Source organism: Serratia sp. N21D137, assembly GCF_047530005.1.
Taxonomy (GTDB): Bacteria; Pseudomonadota; Gammaproteobacteria; order Enterobacterales; family Enterobacteriaceae; genus Chania; species Chania fonticola_B.
Genome location: NZ_JBLJAJ010000097.1, coordinates 1 through 1,979, shown reverse-complemented (window position 1 = coordinate 1,979; position 1,979 = coordinate 1). Strand labels below are relative to the sequence as shown.

The following is a 1,979-nucleotide window of genomic DNA, read 5'->3' as shown; positions in this document are numbered from 1 at the left end:
AAAAGCGAGGACTTTCCGCTTTTCAGGTCGTCAGTGATATCGTCTCGGCGGTGTTAGCCAAACACCCTTATCCTGACGTTTTTAGCCTCACCAAAGAGTCGTCAATCCCCCTCTAGTGAACGGTTACGCTAAAAGGGCGTCCACATACTGTACAATTTTTTGTAGGAAGTGCGTTTTTTTTCAAAGTGACTCTCCAGCATCAAGTTTTGCCAGTAGCATTTGGCCGCGCAGCCAGAGCGCTTGCCGCTTAGATTCAGGCAGACGGTCGAGATTTTTATATGTCATGCCCATACGATGATTTCCGCGCAGAATTTCGCTGTGTCGCATAATAAAATGCCAGTAGAGTGCATTGAAAGGGCAGGCATCATCCGTAGTGCTTTCTCTGACTTTATATACACAGCTGCGGCAATAGTCAGACATGCGATTTATATACTGACCGCTTGCGCAGTAAGGTTTAGAACCCAGGTAGCCCCCATCGGCATGCATCACCATGCCGAGCGTATTGGGTAGCTCAACCCAGTCGAAGGCATCCATATAAATTGCAAGATACCATTCACAGAGCTCATCCGGCACAATGCCCGCGAGCAGCGCAAAGTTACCCGTCACCATCAGGCGTTGTATATGATGTGCATAAGCATATTCAAGGCTCTGCCCTATGGCTTGCCGCATGCAGTTCATCTGGGTTTTCCCTGTCCAGTAGAATTCGGGAAGCGGCCTGCTGTTACCAAAGACGTTGCCACCTGCATAATCTGGCATCTTTAGCCAGTAGACGCCGTGTACATATTCGCGCCATCCAATAAGCTGACGAATAAAACCTTCAGCAGCATTGAGTTTAATTCTGCCGGTCAAATAGGCAGATTCCACATCACTACATAGCTGCCGCACATTAAGCAACCCAATGTTGAGAGCAGCGCTGATGCGGGCGTGAAATAGAAAAGGCTCGTTGCACGCCATCGCATCCTGATAATCCCCGAAAGCAGCCAGGCCAAAATCCAAAAAATAGCCCCACAGAGACTGTGCATCGGCGTGGGTCACCGGATAATCGAATACGTCCACTGAACCGTAATGGTTTGCAAACTGGTCGCGTACCAGTTCAATTACGTCTTGAGTAATTGCATCTGCGCTAAAGCGAGCCGGGTAGGGAGCAACCGCGCTTTTGGGAAGCGCCTTGCGGTTGTCTGTATCAAAATTCCAGCTTCCTCCAACCGGACTGCCGTCGGTATTCATTAGCAGTCCGCTTTTTCGGCGCATTTCACGGTAAAAAAACTCCATGCGCAACTGCTTTTTATCTTTAGCCCAGGATGAGAACTCATCGCGTGAGCACAAAAAGCGCGTGTCGGTATGCCACTGTATGGCAAGGCCACACTTTTTAAGTGACTGTTCAAGACGCCAGTCTCCGCATTCTGTGAGATGCACCTCTTCAAACTGTAACTGTGACTGCAAGCGTACCAGTTCGCCCGGTACTGACCCGGTATTCAGCGGGTCATCAAAGCTTACGTAATGCACACAAATACCCTGCTGCTGTAATGCGCGGGCAAAGTGGCGCATTGCACTGAAAATGAGTACTATTTTTTTCGGGTGATGAGGGACATGGCGTGCTTCCTCCCTGACTTCGACCAGAAGAACGACATCTCGTTGGCTATCCAGTTCCGTCAAAGAAGCCAGTTCAAACGATAGCTGATCGCCTAGGACCAGGCATAATCGGCGGTTCTTATTCATCAGGGTGAACCTTACAGTTAAGACAATGGGCTCTCTGAGCGTGATAAGATGGTTTATTCATGGGAAAATCCTCAGAAGACACGATGATTATGTCGGAGGATATCGCAAAGTTAATATCTCGGCTAATATGCCTTTGAGGTAGCCTGATTTTAACGGACACTCCTTCCTGAGTAGAATGGGATTAAAAGGAGTTCACTATGACCAGAAAAACTCAACGTTACTCGAAAGAATTTAGGGCCGAAGCCGTTAAAACCGTCTTG

2 protein-coding genes are annotated in these 1,979 nt (G+C 48.5%); both read right to left on the bottom strand.

Translation table 11 applies throughout. The features are described from left to right. Positions 1-112: 112 nt before the first annotated feature. A complete protein-coding gene (locus tag ACMV5H_RS25430) occupies positions 113-184 on the bottom strand; it encodes a DUF2256 domain-containing protein (protein WP_414822791.1) in 72 nt (23 codons plus the stop codon). Further along, positions 181-1,719, bottom strand: coding sequence for a cryptochrome/photolyase family protein (locus ACMV5H_RS25425; RefSeq protein WP_414822790.1), 1,539 nt, complete (start codon positions 1,717-1,719; stop codon positions 181-183). Before ACMV5H_RS25425 ends, ACMV5H_RS25430 begins: the two co-directional genes overlap by 4 nt. Positions 1,720-1,979 lie beyond the last annotated feature (260 nt).